Annotated in this window: 27 protein-coding genes and 1 tRNA gene; 18 read left to right on the plus strand and 10 right to left on the minus strand. The window is 54.7% G+C overall.

Annotation, left to right across the window (positions count from 1 at the left end; genetic code table 11):
- Positions 1–65 precede the first annotated feature (65 nt).
- The 6 genes from ruvB to H3L93_RS08655 all read left to right on the plus strand — a co-directional run bounded on the left by ruvB (position 66) and on the right by H3L93_RS08655 (position 4,057).
- On the plus strand, positions 66–1,097 hold the full coding sequence (ruvB, locus tag H3L93_RS08630) for a Holliday junction branch migration DNA helicase RuvB (RefSeq protein WP_003794064.1): 1,032 nt from the start codon (positions 66–68) through the stop codon (positions 1,095–1,097).
- Between the two features lie 117 nt (positions 1,098–1,214).
- The gene (locus H3L93_RS08635; RefSeq protein ID WP_003794061.1) at positions 1,215–1,673 is read left to right on the plus strand and encodes an HAD domain-containing protein; all 459 of its coding nucleotides are present in this window, start codon (positions 1,215–1,217) and stop codon (positions 1,671–1,673) included.
- A 114-nt stretch (positions 1,674–1,787) separates the two neighbouring features.
- Positions 1,788–2,681, plus strand: coding sequence for a Dyp-type peroxidase (locus H3L93_RS08640; protein ID WP_003794060.1), 894 nt, complete (start codon positions 1,788–1,790; stop codon positions 2,679–2,681).
- 98 nt (positions 2,682–2,779) lie between these two features.
- Positions 2,780–3,205, plus strand: coding sequence for a ribosomal protein S18-alanine N-acetyltransferase (rimI, locus tag H3L93_RS08645; RefSeq protein ID WP_003794058.1), 426 nt, complete (start codon positions 2,780–2,782; stop codon positions 3,203–3,205).
- Positions 3,199–3,942 (plus strand): uracil-DNA glycosylase family protein, encoded by a 744-nt coding sequence (locus tag H3L93_RS08650; RefSeq protein WP_003794056.1) that lies wholly within the window; start codon positions 3,199–3,201, stop codon positions 3,940–3,942. The genes rimI and H3L93_RS08650 overlap by 7 nt, the downstream gene beginning before the upstream one ends.
- Positions 3,943–3,984: 42 nt before the next feature.
- Positions 3,985–4,057 (plus strand) — tRNA-Asn (locus H3L93_RS08655).
- 90 nt (positions 4,058–4,147) lie between these two features.
- Here H3L93_RS08655 and H3L93_RS13370 read toward each other — a convergent pair.
- The 3 genes from H3L93_RS13370 to rpsU all read right to left on the minus strand — a co-directional run bounded on the left by H3L93_RS13370 (position 4,148) and on the right by rpsU (position 5,184).
- Positions 4,148–4,270, minus strand: coding sequence for a hypothetical protein (locus tag H3L93_RS13370; RefSeq protein ID WP_003794054.1), 123 nt, complete (start codon positions 4,268–4,270; stop codon positions 4,148–4,150).
- Between the two features lie 134 nt (positions 4,271–4,404).
- On the minus strand, positions 4,405–4,848 hold the full coding sequence (locus H3L93_RS08660) for a GatB/YqeY domain-containing protein (RefSeq protein WP_003794052.1): 444 nt from the start codon (positions 4,846–4,848) through the stop codon (positions 4,405–4,407).
- Positions 4,849–4,971: 123 nt separating this feature from the next.
- Positions 4,972–5,184 carry a 30S ribosomal protein S21 gene (gene rpsU / locus H3L93_RS08665; RefSeq protein ID WP_003794050.1) on the minus strand — a complete coding sequence of 71 codons (213 nt, stop codon included), beginning with the start codon at positions 5,182–5,184 and terminating at the stop codon, positions 4,972–4,974.
- Positions 5,185–5,478: 294 nt separating this feature from the next.
- Between rpsU and H3L93_RS08670 the strand changes: the two genes are divergently transcribed.
- Together H3L93_RS08670 and H3L93_RS08675 are read left to right on the plus strand one after the other, a co-directional pair.
- A complete protein-coding gene (locus H3L93_RS08670; protein WP_003794048.1) occupies positions 5,479–5,700 on the plus strand; it encodes a zinc-finger domain-containing protein in 222 nt (73 codons plus the stop codon).
- A 2-nt stretch (positions 5,701–5,702) separates the two neighbouring features.
- Complete coding sequence (locus H3L93_RS08675) at positions 5,703–6,395, plus strand: epoxyqueuosine reductase QueH (protein ID WP_003794046.1); 693 nt, start codon at positions 5,703–5,705, stop codon at positions 6,393–6,395.
- 372 nt (positions 6,396–6,767) lie between these two features.
- Here the strand turns inward: H3L93_RS08675 and H3L93_RS08680 are convergent, their stop codons facing one another.
- Complete coding sequence (locus H3L93_RS08680) at positions 6,768–7,559, minus strand: tRNA threonylcarbamoyladenosine dehydratase (protein ID WP_003794040.1); 792 nt, start codon at positions 7,557–7,559, stop codon at positions 6,768–6,770.
- 92 nt (positions 7,560–7,651) lie between these two features.
- Here H3L93_RS08680 and H3L93_RS08685 point away from each other — a divergent pair, with 92 nt between their 5' ends.
- Positions 7,652–8,164: a universal stress protein gene (locus tag H3L93_RS08685; protein ID WP_050755538.1), complete on the plus strand. Its 513-nt coding sequence runs from the start codon at positions 7,652–7,654 to the stop codon at positions 8,162–8,164.
- A gap of 91 nt (positions 8,165–8,255) precedes the next feature.
- Positions 8,256–8,873, plus strand: a complete 618-nt coding sequence (gene yidD, locus H3L93_RS08690) for a membrane protein insertion efficiency factor YidD (protein WP_050755537.1) — start codon at positions 8,256–8,258, stop codon at positions 8,871–8,873.
- A gap of 267 nt (positions 8,874–9,140) precedes the next feature.
- Here yidD and H3L93_RS08695 read toward each other — a convergent pair whose 3' ends face one another.
- Both H3L93_RS08695 and guaA read right to left on the minus strand, forming a co-directional pair.
- Positions 9,141–9,689 (minus strand): hypothetical protein, encoded by a 549-nt coding sequence (locus H3L93_RS08695; RefSeq protein WP_003794034.1) that lies wholly within the window; start codon positions 9,687–9,689, stop codon positions 9,141–9,143.
- A 218-nt stretch (positions 9,690–9,907) separates the two neighbouring features.
- Positions 9,908–11,470: a glutamine-hydrolyzing GMP synthase gene (gene guaA, locus H3L93_RS08700; RefSeq protein ID WP_040558116.1), complete on the minus strand. Its 1,563-nt coding sequence runs from the start codon at positions 11,468–11,470 to the stop codon at positions 9,908–9,910.
- Between the two features lie 470 nt (positions 11,471–11,940).
- On the opposite strand from guaA, the gene H3L93_RS08705 reads away from it, so the two are divergent.
- The 8 genes from H3L93_RS08705 (at position 11,941) to H3L93_RS08740 (ending at position 19,373) form a co-directional block, all read left to right on the plus strand.
- A complete protein-coding gene (locus tag H3L93_RS08705) occupies positions 11,941–12,300 on the plus strand; it encodes a hypothetical protein (RefSeq protein ID WP_003794028.1) in 360 nt (119 codons plus the stop codon).
- A 294-nt stretch (positions 12,301–12,594) separates the two neighbouring features.
- Entirely contained in the window at positions 12,595–13,056 is a 462-nt protein-coding gene (gene accB, locus H3L93_RS08710; protein ID WP_003794024.1) for an acetyl-CoA carboxylase biotin carboxyl carrier protein, read from the plus strand.
- A 33-nt stretch (positions 13,057–13,089) separates the two neighbouring features.
- On the plus strand, positions 13,090–13,281 hold the full coding sequence (locus H3L93_RS08715) for a YqaE/Pmp3 family membrane protein (protein ID WP_003794023.1): 192 nt from the start codon (positions 13,090–13,092) through the stop codon (positions 13,279–13,281).
- A 38-nt stretch (positions 13,282–13,319) separates the two neighbouring features.
- Positions 13,320–13,718: a hypothetical protein gene (locus H3L93_RS08720; RefSeq protein ID WP_003794020.1), complete on the plus strand. Its 399-nt coding sequence runs from the start codon at positions 13,320–13,322 to the stop codon at positions 13,716–13,718.
- A 218-nt stretch (positions 13,719–13,936) separates the two neighbouring features.
- Complete coding sequence (gene accC, locus H3L93_RS08725) at positions 13,937–15,304, plus strand: acetyl-CoA carboxylase biotin carboxylase subunit (protein ID WP_003794016.1); 1,368 nt, start codon at positions 13,937–13,939, stop codon at positions 15,302–15,304.
- A gap of 138 nt (positions 15,305–15,442) precedes the next feature.
- Positions 15,443–16,150 carry an N-acetylmuramate alpha-1-phosphate uridylyltransferase MurU gene (gene murU, locus H3L93_RS08730; protein ID WP_003794012.1) on the plus strand — a complete coding sequence of 236 codons (708 nt, stop codon included), beginning with the start codon at positions 15,443–15,445 and terminating at the stop codon, positions 16,148–16,150.
- Between the two features lie 52 nt (positions 16,151–16,202).
- Positions 16,203–19,097, plus strand: coding sequence for an Eco57I restriction-modification methylase domain-containing protein (locus tag H3L93_RS08735; RefSeq protein WP_003794010.1), 2,895 nt, complete (start codon positions 16,203–16,205; stop codon positions 19,095–19,097).
- Positions 19,098–19,211: 114 nt separating this feature from the next.
- Positions 19,212–19,373 (plus strand): hypothetical protein, encoded by a 162-nt coding sequence (locus tag H3L93_RS08740; protein WP_003794007.1) that lies wholly within the window; start codon positions 19,212–19,214, stop codon positions 19,371–19,373.
- Positions 19,374–19,501: 128 nt separating this feature from the next.
- Here the strand turns inward: H3L93_RS08740 and H3L93_RS08745 are convergent, their stop codons facing one another.
- The 4 genes from H3L93_RS08745 to H3L93_RS08760 form a co-directional block, all read right to left on the minus strand.
- Complete coding sequence (locus H3L93_RS08745) at positions 19,502–20,917, minus strand: alanine/glycine:cation symporter family protein (protein ID WP_003794005.1); 1,416 nt, start codon at positions 20,915–20,917, stop codon at positions 19,502–19,504.
- Positions 20,918–21,211: 294 nt separating this feature from the next.
- Positions 21,212–21,826 (minus strand): LOG family protein, encoded by a 615-nt coding sequence (locus H3L93_RS08750; protein ID WP_003794002.1) that lies wholly within the window; start codon positions 21,824–21,826, stop codon positions 21,212–21,214.
- Between the two features lie 98 nt (positions 21,827–21,924).
- Complete coding sequence (locus H3L93_RS08755; RefSeq protein ID WP_003794001.1) at positions 21,925–22,125, minus strand: hypothetical protein; 201 nt, start codon at positions 22,123–22,125, stop codon at positions 21,925–21,927.
- Between the two features lie 103 nt (positions 22,126–22,228).
- Positions 22,229–22,738, minus strand: coding sequence for a hypothetical protein (locus H3L93_RS08760; protein ID WP_003794000.1), 510 nt, complete (start codon positions 22,736–22,738; stop codon positions 22,229–22,231).
- Positions 22,739–22,743: the final 5 nt, after the last annotated feature.

Here is a 22,743-nt window from a genome sequence, read left to right on the forward strand (position 1 = left end):
ACCATCATCATTTTCAGGCTGCCCCAACATCTCAAGCCGCCACATCATCCAAACCAAAAAACACCATGCTCCAAACCGACAACCTTACCACCAGCACCCAACCCCGCCTCATCGCCGCGCAAAACCTCTCCGCCCAAGAAGAGCAGCTAGAACGCGCCCTGCGCCCCAAAACCCTAGCCGACTACATCGGGCAACACAAAGCCAAAGAACAGCTTGCCATCTTTATCGCCGCCGCCAAAAAGCGCAGCGAAGCGCTGGATCACAGCCTGCTGTTTGGCCCCCCAGGGTTAGGCAAAACCACGCTGGCGAACATCATCGCGCGCGAGTTGGGCGTAAACCTGCGCCAAACCTCGGGCCCTGTGCTGGAACGCGCAGGCGATCTCGCTGCCCTGCTCACCAACCTAGAACCGCACGACGTGCTGTTTATCGACGAAATCCACCGCCTCAGCCCCGTGGTAGAAGAAATCCTCTACCCCGCCATGGAAGACTATCAGCTAGACATTATGATAGGCGAAGGCCCTGCCGCCCGCTCCGTCAAAATAGACCTGCCCCCGTTCACCCTCATCGGCGCAACCACCCGCGCAGGTATGCTCACCAACCCCCTGCGCGACCGCTTCGGCATCGTAGCCCGCTTGGAATTTTACGAAACCCGCGATTTAGCCACCATCGTCGCCCGCTCCGCCCAACTGCTGGGCATGGATTTAGACGAACACGGCGCATTAGAAATCGCCCGCCGCAGCCGAGGCACCCCCCGCATTGCCAACCGCCTGCTGCGCCGCGTGCGCGACTACGCCGAAGTCAAACACACAGGCAGCATCACCGCCCCCATCGCCGATGCCGCCCTCTCCATGTTAGACGTGGACAAAATCGGGCTGGACATGATGGACAGAAAATTCCTAGAAGCCGTGTTGCACAAATTCAGCGGCGGCCCCGTTGGACTAGACAACATCGCCGCCGCCATCGGCGAATCCACCGACACCATAGAAGACGTGATTGAACCCTACCTTATTCAACAAGGCTTTTTGCAGCGTACCCCGCGCGGGCGCATGGCAACCGCCGGCGCATTTGAACATTTCGGCTTAACCGCGCCCGAGTAAGCCACTTCATTTTCAGGCTGCCTTATAGCAGGCGAACACCCATCTTAGGCAGCCTGAAAACGAATTTATGAGCTTCTGCGAAGCTAAAACCCCATCCCCCCTTTCAGGCTGCCTCCCATGCTCCTATTTCTAGACTTCGACGGCGTACTCCATTCCGCCTACGCCTTTCGCCAAGAACAAATGTTCAGCCAAGTCCCCCTCTTTGAACGCTTTTTCAGGCAGCCTGAAAACGCCCGCATCCAATTCGTCATCTCATCCACGTGGCGACACGGGCGCGACCTTGCCGCCCTACGCCGCCCCTTCTCCCCCGACATCGCCCAGCGCATCATCGGCAAAACACCCGAACACGTCGCCACCAGCCCCATCGCCCCGCGCGAGCAAGAAATCCTGTGCTACCTTGCCGATAACCTCATCCCCAACGAACCGTGGCTCGCCCTAGACGATGCCCGCAGCTACTTTCACCACCACAGCCAGCGCGTCCACTTCTGCGCCGCAGACACAGGGCTCACCGAACGCGATTTGCCCGCATTAGCCCAACTCATCGCCCGCATCCGCAGCCACGATTCGGCAGCCTGAAAACGGCAACACAAATCACGCCCCGAAAACGAATCGCATATGGGCGTTGGCAACGCAGCACCATTGCGATTTCACCAACCATGTTAACCAACCACAACCCGCAAGGACACCGCCATGACCACCCCCCAATCCCCCCTGTTCAACGAACACGCGCTCAACGCCATCATCATAGAAGCCAACATCACGCAGCCTGAAAACATCCCCGCCGCCTGCCGCGCCGCGCAACAAGTCCTTGCCAACGTGCAACAACAATTCCCCAACGACCAACTCGGCATGACCATCGCCTTTGGCGCAAACTACTGGGGCAGCCTGAAACACAACGAAGCCCCCGATTTGAAAAACTTCCCAGGCTACGGCAAAGGCGCAATCCAAGCCCCCGCCACCCAGCACGACCTGCTCATCCACATCCAATCGCAAAACCACGACACCAACTTCACCCTAGCCCTAGCCGTACTCGCCGCATTTGGCGACAGCATCGCCGTACAAAACGAAACCCACGGCTTTCGCCGCCATCAAGACCGCGGCTTAGACGGCTTTGTGGACGGCACCGAAAACCCCACAGGCGAAGAAGCCATCAGCAACTTCGGGCTGAACGAACACGGCGGCAGCTATGTACTCATCCAACGCTACCTGCACGACCTCGCCAAATGGGATGCCTACACCGTCGCCCAGCAAGAAGAAAGCATCGGGCGCAGCAAAGAGAGCAACGAAGAATTCCCCAAAACAGAACGCCTGCCCGCATCCCACCTTGCCCGCACCAACATCAAAGAAAACGGCAAAGGGCTCAAAATCATCCGCCGCAGCCTGCCCTACGGCACCGCATCAGGCGAACACGGACTCGCCTTCATCGCCTACGCTGGCAAACTGCGCAACATAGAAATCCAACTGCAACACATGTTTGGCGACAGCGAAGACGGGCTAACCGATCTCCTGCTAGAACGCATCTCCACCGCCATCAGCGGTGCGTATTACTACGCCCCCAGCGTTGAAAGACTGTGCGATTTGTAAACATCCCATTTCAGGCTGCCTTTGGAAGATAAAGGCAGCCTGAAACCCGCAAAACAAATTTCGGCAAAATCCAAACACAAAACCGCCAAACAACCCCCATGCACATCCGCCCCGCCACCCCCGACGACCTCCCCACCCTAGCCACCCTAGACCGCCAAACCAACCCCCACCCGTGGACAGCCGCCCAATTTCAGGCTGCCCACCGCCCCCCCGTCCGCACCCTGCTCATCGCCGAGCGCGACCAGCAAATCATCGGCTACATCGCATGGCAACACATCCAAGACGAAATCGAACTCCACCTTATCGCCACCGCCCCTGCCCACCGCCGGCAAGGCATCGCCAGCCAACTCTTGCAACAGCTCATCGCCACCGCCCGGCAACACCGCGCCCGCATCATCCTAGAAGTCCGCGCCAGCAACCACACCGCCCAAGCCCTTTACCGCAAACACCAATTCGCCCCCATCGCCACCCGCAAAAACTATTACGGCAACGAAGACGCCGTCATCATGGAGAAAACATGCTAAACAGCCGCTACATCCACCTCCACCAAGCCCTAGGACTCGGCAGCATGTGGCTCAACCAACAAGCCCGCATCCGCCCGCCCGAAGGCAGCCTGAAAGCCGAAGGCTTCAACGAAGTTAAAACGAGTAATACGCATTCTGGCGAAAGCGAAGTGAAAACCGAACCCCGCTATCCAACCCAAACACCCACCAACCCGGCCGCTCAAGGCAACGCCCTAGCCAAAATCCGCCAACGCAGCGCCCCCAGCCACACCCCAAGCGCCCCGCAACCCGCCGCCGCACCACCCGGCAACCCGCTCCACACCCCCGCCCTCCGCCCCGCCAAACTCCTCGTATTAAGCGTCTGCCCCTCCGTGGACGACATGGCAGCAGGCAAATTATTCAGCGGCGCAGACGGCGAAATGCTGCACAACATGCTCAACGCCATCGCCCTCCCGCCCGAGCAAGCCCATTTCAGCACATGGCTCAAAAACAGCCCCGATTTCAACCCCCGCCCCGACGCGCAAACCATCACCGCCGCCGCCCCCGACATCGCCCGAGAATGGCAGCAAACCCGAGCCCAAGCCATGCTCCTGCTGGGCGACTTTTTCCACCGCCCCGAAGTGCAAGCCGCGCTCAACGCCATCGCCCCAGCCGCCGCGCGCTACCACATCCCCCACCCCATGCGCCTGGCCGGCAATCCCCAGCTCAAACGCAGCGCGTGGGAAACCCTGCAAAAACTCCAAGCCGCGCTAAAATGATTTGACAAGGCAGCCAAACATCCGCATAATGCGCGACTTCATTCCCCGATAGCTCAGTCGGTAGAGCGACGGACTGTTAATCCGCAGGTCGCTGGTTCGAGCCCAGCTCGGGGAGCTAAAAAAGCCAAGTTTTTCGAAACTTGGCTTTTTGCTGTTTGGATATTCAGATTCGGGCAACGGCTTGGGCAGCCTGAAACGCAACCGTTTACTTCGCCGCTTCCACGCCGCCTTTAAGCTCGCCGTAGGCTTGCGTATTGCCAGAACCCGCCGTGTTGGCGCAAGCTGCCAGCATCAGCGCTGCCAATGTCAAAACCAAAATATTCTTCATCACGATTCCTTCCGTCAAAAATACCGTTGATTAAAATAAATGAGACGGCGATTTTCATCAACCATACATTTTCAGGCTGTCTTCCGGCAAGCGCATCGGCAGTCTGAAACCCGTTATCGCGCAGCAAAACCCGCTTACGACAACTCCGCTTTCAACGCCTTGTTCACTTCCCCCATATCCGCCTTGCCTACCAAGCGCGTTTTCAGCAGCCCCATCACCTTGCCCATGTCCGCCATGCCGCTCGCGCCCGTTTCGGCAACCGCTTTGGCGACTTCCGCCGCAATCGCTTCCGCCGACAGCATTTCGGGCAGATAGCCTTGCAGTACCGCAATTTCCGCGTTTTCCTTGTCTGCCAAATCCGCACGCCCCGCATCGGCGTAGATTTTGGCGCTGTCTTTGCGCTGCTTAATCATTTTGCTGATGATGGCCTGCACTTTGGCATCGTCCGCCTCGGTGCGCTCGTCCACTTCAAACTGCTTAATCGCCGCGTTCACCAAACGGATGGTGGACAGCGTGGCGCTGTCTTTGGCTTTCATGGCGGCTTTCATGTCTTCGGTTAATTTTGCTTTTAAAGTCATGCTGTTCTTCCTTGTAAACAAAAACACCGCAAACTCAAACGCTTGCGGTGTCGGTTAAAAATCATGGCGCGGCGGCAATCCTGCTGTGTATGTTTTCAGGCTGCCGAATGCGCGAGCGCAAAATCAGTACAATTTTGGCGGCAACTGTTGGCTGCGCAGGCGTTTTTGCAAGCGTTTGGCGGCTGCGGCTTTTTTGCGTTTGCGCTCGGTGGTCGGTTTTTCGTAGGCTTCGCGCGCGCGCAGTTCGGTCAAAAGACCGGTTTTTTCAATCGCGCGTTTAAAGCGGCGCATCGCAACTTCAAAGGGTTCGTTTTCTTTTACTTTAATAGAAGGCATTGTTTTTCATCCTTAAAAATGGGTTTAAATCAAATAATTGTATCCAAGGTTTTTCAGGCTGCCTGAAAGGGCGAGATACTGCGCCCTGATGATGCAAACATCACCTCCAAACTCAATCGGCATTGCGCTTGGCGCATACCGCAAAAAATTAAGCCGTTTAAACAACGGCATATTCAATTAAAACTGGGCGAGATTATCGCAGCGCAGCGGGTATTTGTCAACGTTTGGGCAGCCTGAAACCGAGTTTTGCGCTAAAATGCGCGTTTTTCAAAAATCAACACAAGGCACACAACCATGACCCACGCCACCACCCCGCCCATCCAAATCACGCCGCAAGACCTGCCACTGCACTGCGACGGCTCCGCCGCCACGCATCACGCATGGAACGGGCATCCGCGCGTGTTCCTACCGATACAAAGCAACGGCGAAATAGAATGCCCCTACTGCGGCACCATCTATCAGCTCAACGGCGAATTGCCGCATCACCACGCCCCCACTCTTTCAGGCGGGCACTAACCATGAACACACCGCGCGTAACCCCCATAGACCGCCCCAAGCTGGTGCTGCCCAACGGCGCAGACAAACTCCTGCTGCATTCGTGCTGCGCCCCCTGCTCGGGCGAAGTGATGGAAGCCCTACTTGCCAGCGGCATTGACTACACCATTTATTTTTACAACCCCAACATCCATCCGCTCAAAGAATACGAAATCCGCAAAAACGAAAACATCCGCTTTGCCGAGCAACACGGCGTGCCGTTTATTGATGCCGATTACGACACCGAAAACTGGTTTGCCCGCGCCAAAGGCATGGAATACGAGCCCGAGCGCGGCATTCGCTGCACCATGTGTTTTGATATGCGTTTTGAACGCACCGCGCTGTATGCGCATGAACACGGCTTTAACGTGATTAGCAGCAGCCTAGGCATTTCGCGCTGGAAAAACATGGCGCAAATCAACGACTGCGGGCACCGCGCCGCCGCGCATTATCCCAACATCGTGTATTGGGATTACAACTGGCGCAAAGGCGGCGGCTCAGCGCGCATGATAGAAATCAGCAAGCGCGAGCATTTTTATCAACAAGAATACTGCGGCTGCGTGTACTCCCTGCGCGACACCAACGCTTGGCGGCGCGAGAAAGGGCGCGAGGCGATTAAAATCGGCGTGAAATATTACGGCGATGATGATGCCAACGATGCCAACGAAGGGCGGTAGGTTTTTGCTGCGCTCCATGTTTTCAGGCTGCCTCTGTCGTATCAACAGGGGCAGCCTGAAATGTTTGTAAACGTGGTTACATGGATAAGGGTTGTTGATGGTTGTGGTTTTGTTTAGCGTGCCATTGTCGTTGATTTGGCGATACGCCGTTGTCATGCCATTTCGTGTTTTCAGGCTGCCTATTGCACACGCATTGAGGCAGCCTGAAAACGTTGTCAAACCTGCAATCAATGAAGTGTTGGCAGCTCGCCAACATCATGCCAACCAGTAACGTCCTGTTGAATACACCATTTAGCGACGAACCATCGCCGCTCCATTTTCGTTTTCAGGCTGCCTCTGTTTACCAAACCGTAAGCATAGGCAGCCTGAAACCTACCCCCGCCGCACAATATGCTCAATCGCCGCCGTGGCGCAATGTAAACCAAAACTCGCGGTTACCAGCATACTTGCGCCGTAGCCCGCGCAGGATAAGCCTTGTGGCGCATTCATTCTGTCTTCGGCTTTCAGGCTGCCTCGTGGCGCATCGCAGGCTTGGGCGATTTGCGGCGGCGTGATTTGCTCGCGCGAATACACGCAGGGCACGCGCATTTTGCCCTCGCGCGGAAAGCCGTGTTTTTTGCGCAGCGTGTAGCGCAGATTAGACAGCAACGGGTCGTGCGTGGTTTGGCTTAAATCGGCGGTGGCAATCAGCGCGGGATTGCGTTGTCCGCCTGCGCCGCCGCTCACGATAAACGGCTGCTTGTGGCGCACAAAATGCGCTGCCATCGCGGTTTTGATACGCACTTGGTCAATCGCGTCAATCACAAAATCAAACGGCAGCCTGAAAAGCTCGGCAAGGTTGCCCTCGTCCACAAAGTCTTCTATTTCAACCACTTGGCAAGCAGGGTTGATTTGCGCGATGCGCTCGCGCAGGGCGGTTACTTTGGCTTTGCCAAAATCGGCGGTGAGCGCGTGGATTTGGCGGTTTACATTGGATTCGGCGATATTGTCCAAATCAATCAGCGTGAGCTTACCGACTCCGCTGCGGGCAAGCGCTTCCACCGCCCACGAGCCGACACCGCCCACGCCCACCACGCAAACGTGCGCGTGTTGCAAGGCGTGCAAACCGTGTTCGCCGTAAAGCCGTGCGATGCCGCCGAAGCGGCGGTTGGTATGTGTTTCCATGTTGCGTTTCCAAGAAAATTTCGCTGATTTGGATTATACTGTATGTGTAGTATCTTTATCGTGAACCCATGTTTAACAAGGAGAAGTGTGTGATGTACAAACATATTGTTGTGGCTGTTGATGGTAGTAGAACTTCTTTGAATGCGTTGCAGCACGCATCCAGCCTTGCGGTGGCGGGCAATGCGCGTTTGACGCTGATTACGGTCGCCAACCCAAGCGAATACATGACGCTTGCGCCTGAGTTTTTGCAACACGATAGCTACGAAGCGGCGGCGGTTGCGGGCGGCAACGAAGTGTTGGCCGAGGCGCGCGAAGCGGCGAAAAACGCGGGTGTGGCGGATGTGCAAGCGCATTTACTGGTGTCATCCAAAGGCGCGAAGGAAATGGCGCAAGGCTTGGTGGATTATGCCGACAGCCACGGCGCAGATTTGATTGTTATCGGCACGCACGGCCGCACGGGTTTGATGCATTTGCTGATGGGCAGCTTTGCCGAAACGGTGATGCGCCAAAGCCATTTGCCTTTGCTGGTGATTCGCAGCGTGTACAGCGAAGATGCGGATGAAAGCGAAAATGACCGCGAAGAGTTTTCATCTTCGGCGATGTAAACCGCTATGGATAGTCGGCAGCCTGAAAACGGATAAAGCGCGTTTCAGGCTGCCTTTGTTGTATATATTTTGATTTGATGATTGCGCCACTATGCTCCGTTCTCTTGCCCTCTTTGCCATTCGGCTTTACCAACGCCATTTGTCGCCCAAAAAAGGGTTTAGCTGCGCCTATCGCATTGTGTATGGCGGCTGCGGCTGCTCGGGCGTGGGCTATCGGTTGATTCGGCGGTATGGCGTGTTTTCAGGCTGCCGCTTGTTGCGCCTGCGCTTGGCGCATTGCCGTTTTGCCTACACGCATTATTGCGCCCCCGCTAAACCGCCTGCCCCCGCAGTAAAACGAGTAAACGGCATGGCGTATTACCAGCGCGGCGATTGCGTGCCGTGCGATGCGGGCTGCTTGGATGTGGGCGGTTGCGATTCATGCGACTTGGGCGCGCCCGATGCTTGCCATTGCGATGCGCACGATGCGTGCCATTGCGCCGATGTGAAAACGCACACTTGCAACGCCGTGGGCGATTGCGCGGATACTTGCCATTGCGATGTCTGCGATTGCAGCCATGCGAGAACGCAGTTGCGCGGTATCGTGGACGATTATGCCGACGCTTGCCCCTGCGATGCGTGTGATGTGTGCGACGTGGCGGATTGCGGGCGCAAGGAGGAAGAACGCGAGCCGAAGAAGAAACCGATTCGGATGCCGAATTTGAGATAAATGGGTTTTCAGGCTGCCTATTCGTTGCAATGAATAGGCAGCCTGAAACTTAAAAATGGAGCGGCGGCTCGTCGTCAAATGGCAAATGGCATTTAACAGGGCTTTACGGGTTGAAACGATGTCGGCGAACCGCTAACACGCCATCGGTTGCAGGTTTTGCAAAGGTTTTCAGGCTGCCTATTGTGTGCATGAATAGGCAGCCTGAAAATGTTTGCAAAGCCAATTAGCCAATAGGGCGTGGGTGATGCGCCGTTCCATTTAATGTTTTCAGGCTGCCCTAATCCCTATTGCCGCCACTTGCTGATGCAATATTTTGGCATTGGCTTCATCCAACTCCGCGCCGCAGTAAATGGTTTGATTTTGATAGTTGAACGACAACGCGCCATCTGCAATCTCGCCTGTAAAAAAGCAGCTGATAGAAGGATACCTATTCGCTTGATTGGGGTTGAACGCGCGTGTTTTGAAATCGCTAATCAGCGGCTGAGCATACATTTTTGTTCTGCCCATGCCGCAAATGGTGTAGCTAATCTGCCATTCGCCGTTGCCGATGCGCCAAATTTCGCTGCCCACCAGTTGCCACAAAAGACCGCATAATCCATTTACCATGCCAAACGCCCAAGCCAGCAACCAAATCAACACAAAAGTATCAGGTTTGCCCGCTTCGTATGACTGCCATGCCACATTGCTGGCAAACACGCCGCCCATTGTCCAAGCCGCCAGCCAAACCAATAAAAACGGCAGCAGCCATGTGCGCTTGGCGGGAATGCGAATTTCCATGCCTTGCGGCGTAGTTTGAACAGTGTAACGCTGTTGCATGATGTGTTTTCCTTTTGGTTTTCAGGCTGCCTATGGGTTGTGCGAATAGGCAGCCTGAAAATGTTTTAAATGCCAATTGGGTTTCGCTGAAACTCGTTTTAACTTTGTGGCAGCCTTCGTTTTAACTTTGCAAAAGCGCGTAAACTCATTTTCAGGCTGCCTCATGTGTACACCAAAGGCAGCCTGAAAACCCACTTTCAGGCTGCCTCAACCCCGCCTCATTCCCACTCAATCGTGGCAGGCGGCTTGCCGCTCACGTCATACACCACACGGTTAATCCCGCGCACCTCGTTGATAATCCGATTAGACACGCGCCCCAGCAGCGCATACGGCAGCTCCGCCCAATGCGCCGTCATAAAATCGCTGGTAACCACCGCGCGCAGCGCCACCACATAATCATAAGTGCGCCCGTCGCCCATCACGCCCACCGACTTCACCGGCAAAAACACCGCAAACGCTTGGCTGGTCAAATCATACCAAGACACACCGTTTTCATCGGTCGTGTTACGCAATTCCTCAATAAAAATCGCGTCCGCTTGGCGCAGCAAATCCGCATATTCGCGCTTCACTTCGCCCAAAATCCGCACGCCCAAGCCCGGACCAGGGAACGGGTGGCGATACACCATTTCGCGCGGCAAACCCAACGCCACGCCCAACTCGCGCACCTCGTCTTTAAACAAATCGCGCAACGGTTCCAGCAGCTTCAATTTCATGTTTTCAGGCAGCCCGCCCACATTGTGATGCGATTTAATCGCGTGTGCCTTTTTCGTTTTCGCGCCCGCCGATTCAATCACATCAGGGTAAATCGTCCCCTGCGCCAACCATTTTGCTTGCGTGAGCTTTTTCTCTTCCGCATCAAACACTTCAATAAATTCCGCGCCAATAATTTTGCGTTTTTGTTCAGGGTCGGTAACACCCGCCAGCTTCGCCATAAACTGCGCACTCGCGTCCACGTGCACCACCTTCACGCCCAAATTCTGCGCAAACATCTGCATCACATTCTTGCCCTCATCCAAACGCAACAAACCATGATCCACAAACACACAGGTTAATTGGTCGCCAATCGCCCGATGAATCAACGCCGCCGCTACCGAGCTGTCCACCCCGCCCGACAAACCCAAAATCACTTCATCATTGCCCACCTGCTCGCGAATTTTTACCACCGCCTCGTCAATATAATTAGGCATCGTCCAGCTTGGGTTTGCCGCACAAATATCCAGCACAAAGCGGTTAATCAGCGCGCGCCCCTGCTTGGTGTGGGTAACTTCGGGGTGGAACTGGATGCCGTAAAAGCGTTTCGCGCTGTTTTCCATAATGGCAACCGGGCAAGAAGGCGTGTGCCCCGTGATGCGGAAACCCTGAGGCAGCCTGAAAACCTTATCGCCGTGGCTCATCCACACATCCAGCGTATGCGGCGCATCTTCAATGCCGCGCGTCAAATCGCCCTCTTCCGTGCGCACCTGAGCATAGCCGAATTCGCGCTGATTGCCCGCCTGCACCTCGCCGCCCAAATGATGCGCCATAAACTGCATGCCATAGCAAATCCCCAACACCGGCACGCCCAAATCAAACAGCCCCGTATCCGCTTGGTAATCCGAGTCGTACACCGAATTAGGCCCGCCCGATAAAATAATCCCTTTCGGATTGAACGCCTTGATGTCGTCCAACGGCATATCATAAGGATGCAATTCGCAATAAACATGCGCCTCGCGCACGCGGCGGGCGATAAGCTGGGTTACTTGCGAGCCGAAATCTAAAATCAGAATTTTGTCTTGGGTCATGATGTTTAATCTTGTAAAGAAAAAAGAAAGAATTGTGGCGCGATTGGCAACACAATAAGGACTGAAAAACAACGCATATTTTAGCATAATGGATTGAAATTCAGGGCTTAACTATCACAGCAAACCCAAAAACAACCCCGCCATACTAACCATAACCAATTATTTTTTAACAAAAATTAAAACAAATCAACAAGCCGCCCTGCTTACCAACCCATCAAAACGCAAACCTATCTCATTATTTCAACAGCCAGAATTGGGTAAACAATCACAGCTTTTACCTTTACTAAATAAGGCACTAGTTTTATAATTTGCCCCTAGTTCCTAGGCAGCAAAACAAACCAGCAAGCGAATTTGTACTGGCTAGTGGGAACCTGGTAACGAATAAGCAATACATCCGTATGCCTTATGTTTATTTGGTTAAACCGCTATTTTGCGGTATAAATTTTATTTAAATTTTACGGAGTTTTATCATGAACTATGAAGGTGCAGTATCAGAATTATTGAATGTTGATGGCGCGTTGGCTGCTGCCGTTGTGGACTTTGCCAGCGGCATGCTGTTGGCTGGTAACGGCACTTCTGGCATTGATTTGGAAATCGCTGCCGCAGGTAACACCGAAGTGATGCGTGCCAAAATGAAAACCATGCAAATGCTTGGTTTGAAAGACAGCATTGAAGACATCTTGATTACTCTGGGCAAACAATACCACCTATTGCGCCCCTTGGCTAAACACGAAGGCTTGTTCCTTTACACCGTATTGGATCGTTCTAAATCTAACCTAGCTTTGGCTCGCCGCGCGTTGATTGATACTGAACGCCACTTAGACGCTTAATTTAGCCGTTCAACGAATTTGCAAACCGAGTGATTTTCGCTCGGTTTTTTTGTGGTCAAACAAATCATAGAATAAAAAATCTAGCAAATCAACAACAAGCGGCCGGCAGCTCAACAAGCAGCGTGTTTTGCAGCGTTTTGCGGATATTTTGCTAGACTTTTGCGCCTAACTTCGGGAAAATTACCTTTTTTTGCGCTGCGCAAACATAGCGCGTCAATCGCAACAGATTTTACCAAAAACCGCGTTTCAGGCTGCCTGAAACAACCCGTTTTATTTTTATAGGAATTGCTCAAAATGGATTTACGCAAACTCAAAAAACTGATTGATTTGGTTGAAGAATCAGGCATTGCCGAAATTGAAGTAACCGAGGGCGAAGAAAAAGTCCGCATCACGCGCAGCGTGGCCGCGCCTGCCATGCAAACGGTCTACGCAACCGCCGCGCCCGTTCAGGCTGCCCCTGCGCCGGTTGCCGCGCCCGCCCAACCGGCTGCGCCTGCGCCCGCCCCTGCGGCGCGCGATTTGTCCAACGCGCAAAAATCGCCCATGGTGGGCACATTCTATCGCGCTGCCAGCCCTTCTACGCCTGCGTTTGTGGAAGTGGGGCAAACGGTGAAAGCGGGCGACACGCTGTGCATCATTGAAGCGATGAAGCTGATGAACGAAATCGAAGCGGAAAAATCGGGCGTGGTAAAAGAGATTTTGGTGGAAAACGGGCAGCCTGTGGAATTCGGCGAACCCTTGTTTATCATTGAATAATGCGTTTCAGGCTGCCTGAAAAAGGAAAACATCATGCGCTTTCTCTTGGCTTTATTGCTGCCGTGGCTGCAATTTTTCACCATCGGCAAGCCCATTTCCGGATTGGTTTGCTTGCTTTTGCAGCTGACCGTTATCGGCTGGATACCGGCCGCCATTTGGTCGGTTTACGCGCTCAGCCAATATAAAACCGACCAAAAAATCCGCCGCGCGCTGGGCGAGCGTTGATTGAGGCAGCCTGAAATCCGATTCAAGCGAGTTAAACCATGCGGCAAAAATACCCTTTTTTCTATCTTTCCACACAAACGCGCGACATTCGCATCTCGGTTGAACCCGATCGCAGCCCGTTGGATTATTTTGCTTTGGAAGACATCGTTGCCCGTCTTTATGAAAACGGAGAAGATTTTGTGGTGTTGGGCTACATTCCGTCTGCCAAATACGCGCAAAACCACCACTATATCCAAACCACGTTGGAAGACGACGGCAACCCCCAAAGCCGCTATCTTTTGGAAACGCGGATTTGGGAGCAAAACGGCGATTTCAAGCATTACCGCACGTTTGCCGAGTTTCGCCCGCTGATGGCGGAATTCAAACGGTTTGCCGAGTTGAAAACGCCGACTGATTTGACACAATGGGAAGACGTTACCGCCGAATTTGCGGATTAGCTTTTCAGGCTGCCTGAAACGGCTGGTTTCTGCGCAGCGGCGGTGGCGTACCGCCCGAGCCTTTCATTTCCGCGCATCAAGCGCGTGGCACGTGCCACTCAAAAAACACGTTCAGGCAGCCTGAAAACGCTTTTGCGACGCGGTTCAGATATTGCTTCAAAATAGGGCGCATAAACAAAAAGGGCGTTCAATCTACCCCGACAATCTAGGAAAATCTTATGTTAAAAAAAGTTCTTATCGCCAACCGAGGCGAAATTGCTTTGCGCGTATTGCGCGCCTGCCGCGAGATGGGCATTGCCACCGTTGCCGTGCATTCCGAAGCCGATAAAGACAGCTTGCACGTTAAGCTGGCAGACGAAAGCGTGTGCATCGGACCTGCGCCCAGCCCGCAGAGCTATTTGCACATTCCCTCCATCATCGCCGCCGCCGAAGTTACCGGCGCGGATGCAATCCACCCCGGCTACGGCTTTCTGGCGGAAAACGCCAATTTTGCCGAGCAGGTGGAAAATTCGGGCTTTGTGTTCATCGGCCCGCGCGCCGATACCATCCGCCTGATGGGCGACAAAGTATCCGCCAAAAAAGCGATGATTGAAGCGGGCGTGCCTTGCGTGCCGGGCTCGGACGGGGCGTTGCCCGGCGACCCGAGCGAAATCTTGAAAACGGCGGATAAGGTGGGCTTCCCTGTGATTATCAAGGCATCGGGCGGCGGCGGCGGGCGCGGTATGCGCGTGGTGGAAAAGAAAGAAGATTTGCTCAAAGCGGTGGAAATGACCCGCGCCGAAGCGGAAGCGGCATTTGGCAACCCGATGGTGTACATGGAACGCTTTTTGCAACGCCCACGCCATGTGGAAATTCAAGTGCTGGCGGATGAACACGGCAATGCGATTTATTTGGGCGAGCGCGATTGCTCCATGCAACGCCGTCATCAAAAGATTATTGAAGAAGCCCCTGCGCCGTTTATCACGCCTGCGCAGCGCAAGAAAATTGGCGAAGCGTGTGTGGCGGCGTGTAAACGCATTGGCTATCGCGGCGCGGGCACGTTTGAGTTTTTGTATGAAGACGGCGAGTTTTTCTTTATTGAGATGAACACGCGCGTGCAAGTGGAACACCCTGTTACCGAGCTGATTACGGGCGTGGACATTGTGCAGGAACAGCTGCGCGTGGCGGCGGGGCTGCCTTTGCAATACACGCAAAAAGACATTGTGATTGAAGGGCATGCGTTTGAATGCCGCATCAACGCGGAAGACCCGTACACCTTTATCCCCAGCCCGGGGGTGATTGAAAGCTGCCATCTGCCCGGCGGCTTCGGCATCCGCGTGGACAGCCACATTTATCAGGGCTACCGCATCCCGCCGAACTACGACAGCCTCATCGGCAAAATCTGCGTGCATGGCAAAGACCGCGCGCAGGCGATGGCAAAAATGCGTGTGGCGATGGCGGAATTGACCGTGGACGGTATCAAAACCAACGCGCCCCTGCACCGCGAGCTGTTCAACGACACGGGCTTCGCGCAAGGCGGCGTAAGCATCCATTATTTGGAGCATTGGTTGGAAGAGCGTAAAGCGCGGATGCGCAGCGAGAAGTAAGTTTGAGATAAATAGGCAGCCTGAAAATGGAAAATGGTTTGAGCTTGGCTAAACCTGTTTATCCGTTTTCAGGCTGCCTTTGTATTGGGTTGCGCGATGATAAGGCAGCCTGAAAACCACTAACCCATTGGAAACACTATGAAAGCCATGATACTTGCCGCAGGGCGCGGCGAACGAATGCGCCCGCTCACCGACCACACCCCCAAACCCCTCCTGATGGCAGGCGGCGAGCCGCTGATTGGCTGGCACTTGCGCCGTCTGCGCGCCGCAGGCATCAGCCAAATCGTGATCAACCATGCATGGCTGGGCGCGCAAATTGAAGCCACGTTGGGCGACGGTGCGGCATACGGCGTGCACATCGCCTATTCGCCCGAGGGCGGCAAAGGCTTGGAAACCGCAGGCGGCATCGCCACCGCCCTGCCCTTGCTGGGCGACGCGCCGTTTCTGGTGATTAACGGCGATGTGCTCACCGATATAGATTTTCAGGCTGCCGCCCACATCGCCGATGCGCTGCCGCAAAGCGGCAAACTCGCCCATTTGTGGCTGGTGCCCAACCCGCCGCATCATCCCAACGGCGATTTTGGGCTGGACGAGCATGGCGCAGTCCACGCCAGCGCAGCCATCGGCACGCCCGCCACATTCAGCGGCGCAGGCGTGTATCTGCCTGAGCTGTTTCGCCACACGCCGCCGCGCCGGCCCGCCAAACTCGCCCCGCTGCTGCGCCAAGCCATGCAGCGCAACCAAGTTTCAGGCTGCCTGCACACAGGCTTGTGGCTGGATGTGGGCACGCCCGAGCGTTTAGCCGAAGCGGATAATATTGTGCGCCAACGGTTTGCGATACGTTGAGGCAGCCTGAAAACAATATAACCCACTCATCTTTTTAAAAAAGGAAAATCCCATGCTCTCCCAAGCCCACGCAACCGTCAAACAACTCATCGCCCAATTCCAAGCCCACTCATCCCACTACCTCTCGCCCAAATACCAAGAAGCCGAAGTGCGCGCCGACTTTATCGACAAACTCTTCACCGCGCTGGGCTGGGACGTGGCGCACGATTATCAGAAAAACCCCTACGCCCAAGAAGTCAAAGTAGAAAAAGCCCAATGCCAAGCCGATGCCGCATCGCAAAAACGCGCCGACTACGCCTTCTCCCTCGCCCCCGACTACAAAACTGTGCAGTTTTTCGTAGAAGCCAAAAAGCCCAGTTTAACCCTGCGCCAAAACCGCGACGGCTACTTCCAAACCGCCAAATACGGCTGGAACGCGCAAACAGGCGTATCCATCCTCACCGACTTTGAAGAAATCGTCATCATCGACTGCCGCGCCAAGCCCGACTTTGACACCATCCTGCAAAACGAATTGCGCTACTTCAAATACACCGAATTGCAAGACGAAGACACCTTCGCCGAGTTCTACTGGCTCTTCTCCCGCGAAGCCGTTGCCGCAGGTAACCTGCGCCGCTACATCGCCGATTTGCCCAAAGCCAAAAGCAGCGGCAAACAACTGCGCCTGCTCGGTGGGCGTTACCTCTCCATCGACGACAGCTTTTTAAGCTACATCGGCGACATCCGCCTACACCTTGCCCAAGCCTTCTACCAAAACAACCCCGCGCTCAACTCCTACCAGCTCACCGAAGCCACCCAGCGCACCATCGACCGCCTTGTGTTTATGCGCTTTTTGGAAGACAAGCAAATTGAACCCGAAACCCTGCTCTACAACATCGCCAGCGCAGCCCACCCATGGGCAAAATTCATCACCGAATGCAAACGGCTAGACACCAAATACAACGGCATCGTCTTCAAACCCCACTTCATCGACCAAAACAGCTTTCTCGGCGCAGACGAAACCGCCTTCCGCGACATCGCCTCCGACCTAGACCACACCAACACCCCCTACGACTTCAACTACATCCCCGTCCACATACTCGGCAGCATCTACGAGCGTTTTTTGGGCAACATCATCGCCATTGACAACGGCAAAGCCGCGATAGAACAAAAGCCCGAAGTGCGCAAAGCAGGCGGCGTGTTCTACACCCCAAAATACATCGTGGACTACATCGTAGAAAACACAGTCGGCAAAATCATCGCAGGCAAAAACCCCGACTACATCACCAAGCTCAAATTCGCCGACATCGCCTGCGGCAGCGGCAGCTTCCTAATCGGTGTGTACGACTGCCTGCTGGACTATCACAAAAACTACTACAACCGCTATCCCGACAAAGCCAAATCCGCAGGCTGCCATTTTGACGAAGCCACAGGCACATGGGTGTTAAGCATCAAACAAAAACAGCGCATCCTGCTCAACAACATCTACGGCGTGGACATAGACCTGCAAGCCACCGAAGTAACCCAGCTATCCCTGTTTTTAAAACTGCTGGAAGACGAAACCATGGCAAGCGCCAACGATATGCAAGTGCTGTTTGCCGACAAAATCCTGCCCAACCTCAGCGGCAACATCTGCTGCGGCAACTCCCTAATCGGCTACGAAATCATGGACATCATGGGCGACGAACTCGCCCAAGACGAAGACATCCGCCGCAAAATCAACCCTTTTGATTTTCAGGCTGCCTTTGCCAGCGTATTTGCCGCAGGCGGCTTTGATGCCATAGTGGGCAATCCGCCGTATGTGAAAGTGTCTGATAAAGAACTGCTGGCTTATTTCAAGCAGCATTTCCAGCATCAGAATTACCAATACGATTTATACCTGCTGTTTTTGGAACGCTATCACGCGCTGCTCAAAGAAAAAGGGCTGCTCGGCGTAATCGTGCCGAACACATGGTTGCAATCGGTAACGTTCACCAAAATCCGCAAGCATCTGTTGGGCGATTACCGCTGGCACAAAATCCTACACGGCAAAGAGCATATTTTTGACGCAGTAGTGGACACCCACGTTTTGGTATTTGAAAAAGGCAGCCTGAAAGGCAAAAGTCTGTTTGACGTGGACATCACCGAAAACCAAACCATCGTTTTCTATCAGCAGCTAGACCAAAACAGCTTTGACAAAAACGGCGGCATCATCAACATTCTCGCCAAACCCGAAGCCACCGCCCTGTTTAAGAAAATTCAGGCTGCCTCAGAAACGCTGGGAACAGCCGCAATGGTTTACAACGGCATAAAACCATTTGAAAAAGGCAAAGGCACACCACCGCAAACTGAGCAAATCGTTGAAACCAAGCCCTTTGTGAAAGAAAATCAGCCCAAGCCCGCAGGCGAACACTGGAAACCGCTGTTGCGCGGCAGCCTAATCAACCGCTACGAAAACCTGTGGAGCGAAGACAGTTGGATAGAATACGGCGAATGGCTGGCAGCACCGCGAGACAGCAAAATTTTTGAAGCCGAAGAAAAAATCGTTGTGCGCCAAACGGGAGACCGCATCATTGCCACCGTTATCGGTAAAGACATCATCTGCCGCAATAATCTGCACATCGTTATCGCCCAACAGCGCAACCATAAATTTTTGCTGGGCGTGTTAAACAGCAAACTGGCGAATTTTTGCTATTACCAAATCAACCCCGAACGCGGCGAATCCTTAGCCGAAGTAAAAAAAGCACACGTTGAGCAACTGCCTATGCCCAAAATCCGCAGCGCAGCACAGCAAAAACTGCACAACGAAATCGTCAAACTGGTGGAACAAATGCTCGCCGCCCAGCCCAAAGCCCGCGCCGCCCTATCCGACAGCGACAAAAACTTCCACGAACGCTTTATCGCCAGCTTAGAGCAGCGCATCAACCAAGCCGTGTACCAAATCTACGGCTTAACCGCAGACGAAATCGCGCTGATTGAAGCAGCGGTTTAACACGCAAAAGGCAGCCTGAAAACGCATTTCGTATTTTCAGGCTGCCTCAGTTACCACGCCCCAAAGGCAGCCTGAGACGAAGTTCAGCGTAGCTAAAACACAAAAGGAGAAACCATGGCCGAATTCATCAAATGGTATTTGCTCTACACCAGCGTTTGCCTGGCGATGGCGATGCTGGACGCTTGGTCTGACGGCTTGCCGTTTGAAACCAAGCCGCGCCTGTGGCAATGCGCTGCGGCGGGCTTGCTGCTCACGCTGATGGATTATTGGTTTTAACCCGTCGGCAGCCTGAAACGCCGTCTTGCGCCGCAAACAAAAACCGTGCCCATTCGGGACACGGTTTTTCCGTTTGCCGTTTGGTTGAGCCACCCCGCGCCCAATGGCGTTTCAGGCTGCCTCAACGGCTATTTGTCGTGGTACTCATGCACCTCATAATCATAATCCACCGCCTTGCCCGCGCGCACTTTCGCCAAATAATCATCGTACACCGCCTTAATCTCGCCGCGCAGCAAAAACAGCGCAATCAAGTTGGGAATCACCATAAAGCCGTTAAACATATCCGACAAATCCCACACCAAATCCACCTTGCCCAGCGTGCCCAGCACAATCGCCAGCAGCACCAAAGCGCGATAAAGGTTTAAAAACCTGCCCTTAAACAAAAAGCGCACATTGGATTCGCCAAAATAATACCAGCCGATAATCGTGGTAAAGGCGAAAAAGGTGAGGCACACCGCCAGCAAGCCCGCGCCCCAGCCGCCAAATGCCATGCTAAACGCCTGTTGCGTAACCGCCGCGCCGTTTAAGCCCAGCGTGTTGGCTTCGGTGAGCAAGATGATTAACGCCGTTGCCGTGCACACCAAAATGGTGTCGATAAACACGCCCACAAACGCCGCCATGCCTTGCAGCGCGGGATGCGCCACATTGGCGGTGGCGTGCGCGTGCGGCGTGGAGCCCATGCCCGCCTCGTTGGAAAACAAGCCGCGCGCCACGCCATAGCGCACCGCCTCTTTCATGCCGATGCCCGCCGCGCCGCCGAGCACCGCTTGCGGGTCAAAGGCAGCCTGAAAAATATGGCGCATCATCGCGCCCGCATAATCGGCATACTGAAACAAAATCACCAGCGCGCACAAAATGTAAATCACCGCCATAAACGGCACCACAAACTGCGCGAAGTTGGCGATGCGGTTGATGCCGCCGATAAAAATCGCGCCCGCCGCCGCCGCCAGCACCAAGCCCACGGCGATTTCAGGCAGCCCGAACGCGATATGAACCGCGCCCGCAATGGAATTCGCCTGCGTGGCGTTGCCGATAAAACCCAGCGCGATAATCAGCGCGATGGAAAAAAAGCCCGACAAAAAACGCGCCTTGCCGCGCCCGATTTTTTTGGTCAAACCGTGGGTGATGTAGAACGCGGGGCCGCCGATGTATTTGCCGTGGCTAATCACGCGGTATTTTTGCGCCAACAGCGCTTCGGCAAAAATCGTGCCCATGCCCAAAAAAGCGGAAACCCACATCCAAAAAATCGCGCCCGGCCCGCCCGACACAATCGCCGTTGCCACGCCCGCCACGTTGCCCGTGCCGATTTGCGCCGAAATCGCCACCGCCAAGGCTTGGAACTGCGACAGCGACTGCGCGTCTTTTTCTTTCTTGGCAAACAAGCCGCCGAACACCGATTTGAACGCCGCGCCAAATTTGGTGATTTGCGGCGCGCCCAAGTAAACGGTGAAAAACAGCCCGATGCCGATAAGCGCGTAAATCAGCAGATAGCTCCACAGCGCGGTGTTAATCGCGCCGACGATGTTTGATAGTGATGCTTGCATAGTTGAGAAAGGTTAAGTTGTTTTAAGAAGGGCGGATAATACCCGAAACGGGGAGCGGTTTGAAATGGCGTTGCAGAAATGCGCGGATATTTTGTTAAAACGCAAAAAAGGCGGCGTGCGGGGCGGCACGAAATGGGGAAAGAGGGTTTTCAGGCTGCCGATTACCATTGTTGGCATGCCAAGGCAGCCTGAAAACCAGTTTACGCGCTGCCGCAAAGCACGAACCGCGTTGTCCGACAAAAAAGCCGGGCAACGCTGCCCGGTCTCGTTCATCGCGCATCGCGCAAAAAATTTTCAGGCTGCCCCAACTCCCGCCAACACCGCCGCCACAATCTCATCTTCATCATCCAGCAGCGTGAGCAAATCCAAATCTTCCGCGCGGATTAAGCCCCGCGCCACCAGCTGCGTATCCAGCCAATCCAGCAAACCCTGCCAAAACGCGCTGCCCACCAAAATAATCGGCTTGGCGGCAACCTTGCGCGTTTGCATTTGCGCTAGCGTGTCAAACAATTCGTCCAGCGTGCCCAAGCCGCCCGCAAACACGACAAACGCTTGCGAATAGCGCACAAACGCCGATTTGCGCGAGGCAAAATATTGAAATTGCAGCGACAAATCCTGATACGGATTGGGGTGCTGCTCGTGCGGCAACGCAATGTTCAGCCCCACCGCCGCGCTTTTGCCCGCGTGCGCGCCCTTGTTTGCCGCTTCCATAATGCTCGGCCCGCCGCCCGAGAGCACGGCAAAACCCGCATCCGACAGCCGCCGCGCCACGCGCTCCGCCAATGCGTATTCGGGCGCGGTGGCGGGCAGGCGGGCGCTGCCGAAAATGCTGACGGCAGGGGAAACATCGGGCAAACGGGCATCGGCGATTTGCCATTCTTGGGCGATTTGCGGGAGCGGGCTGGTCATAACGGGGCGCATGGAAAAAAGGGAGCATTGTAGCGCGTTTTGCGTTTTCAGGCTGCCTTGTCGCTTCGGGCTAAGGCAGCCTGAAAACGCAACATGCCCTACCGCCCATACATATCGGCAATCCATTTAATCTGCTCTTCGCTTGCCGCCTGCTCGCCCAGCTTCGCCGCCACGGCAAATTCGCCGCTCAACCCCTGCTGTACGCGCGCCTGCTGCCAGCCCTGCACGCGCTGCTCGGCGGTTAAATCTTGCTTGGTTTGGCGGATGGTTTGCGCGGCTTTTTGGTTTGGGGATGGCATTTTGTTTACTCCTTATAACTTGGGCTGCATAGGCAGCCTGAAAACGTGTTGAAACGCTGTTTTGGCTTCGTTGCAACTCCGCGTTGTTTACTTTCAGGCTGCCTCAAAACAGCACTGCTTCCGGCGACACGCTGCAATCAAACGGCTTGCTCACAAACAGCCGCTCGTCGCCGTTCGCGTGGTAGGCAATATTGTAAGTGTGCTGCTTGTAAACCACGTCATCATCATAGCCGATAGGCTGCCGCCCATTGATGCGAAACTGCACGGTTTGTCCGCGTTGCAGGGCAAACAAATGGCGGTGCGAGCGGATGGGCAAACCGTGCACGCCTTGCTCATCGGCAAACCAGACGCTTAGCGTTTGGTTTTCTTCGGCAAAACGCAAGCCGTTGAGAAGCGGAGGTATGTTGCCGAGCGGTTTGAACCGGCTGCCGTTGTCGCAAAAGCCGCCCGCATCGTATGCGACAAAATCTTGCTGATGGATGCCGCCAAACGGGCTGTCCAGCCATGCGTCCGGCAGAGGCAACACGCGCGGCAGGCGGTTGCGGATGGTGGCGCAAGCGGGGTTGTGCGCGGCGGGCCGCCATTGGATTCGGATGATTTGGATGGTGAGCATGGTTT

This window comes from Kingella oralis (genome assembly GCF_014054985.1).
GTDB classification, from domain to species: domain Bacteria; phylum Pseudomonadota; class Gammaproteobacteria; order Burkholderiales; family Neisseriaceae; genus Kingella_B; species Kingella_B oralis.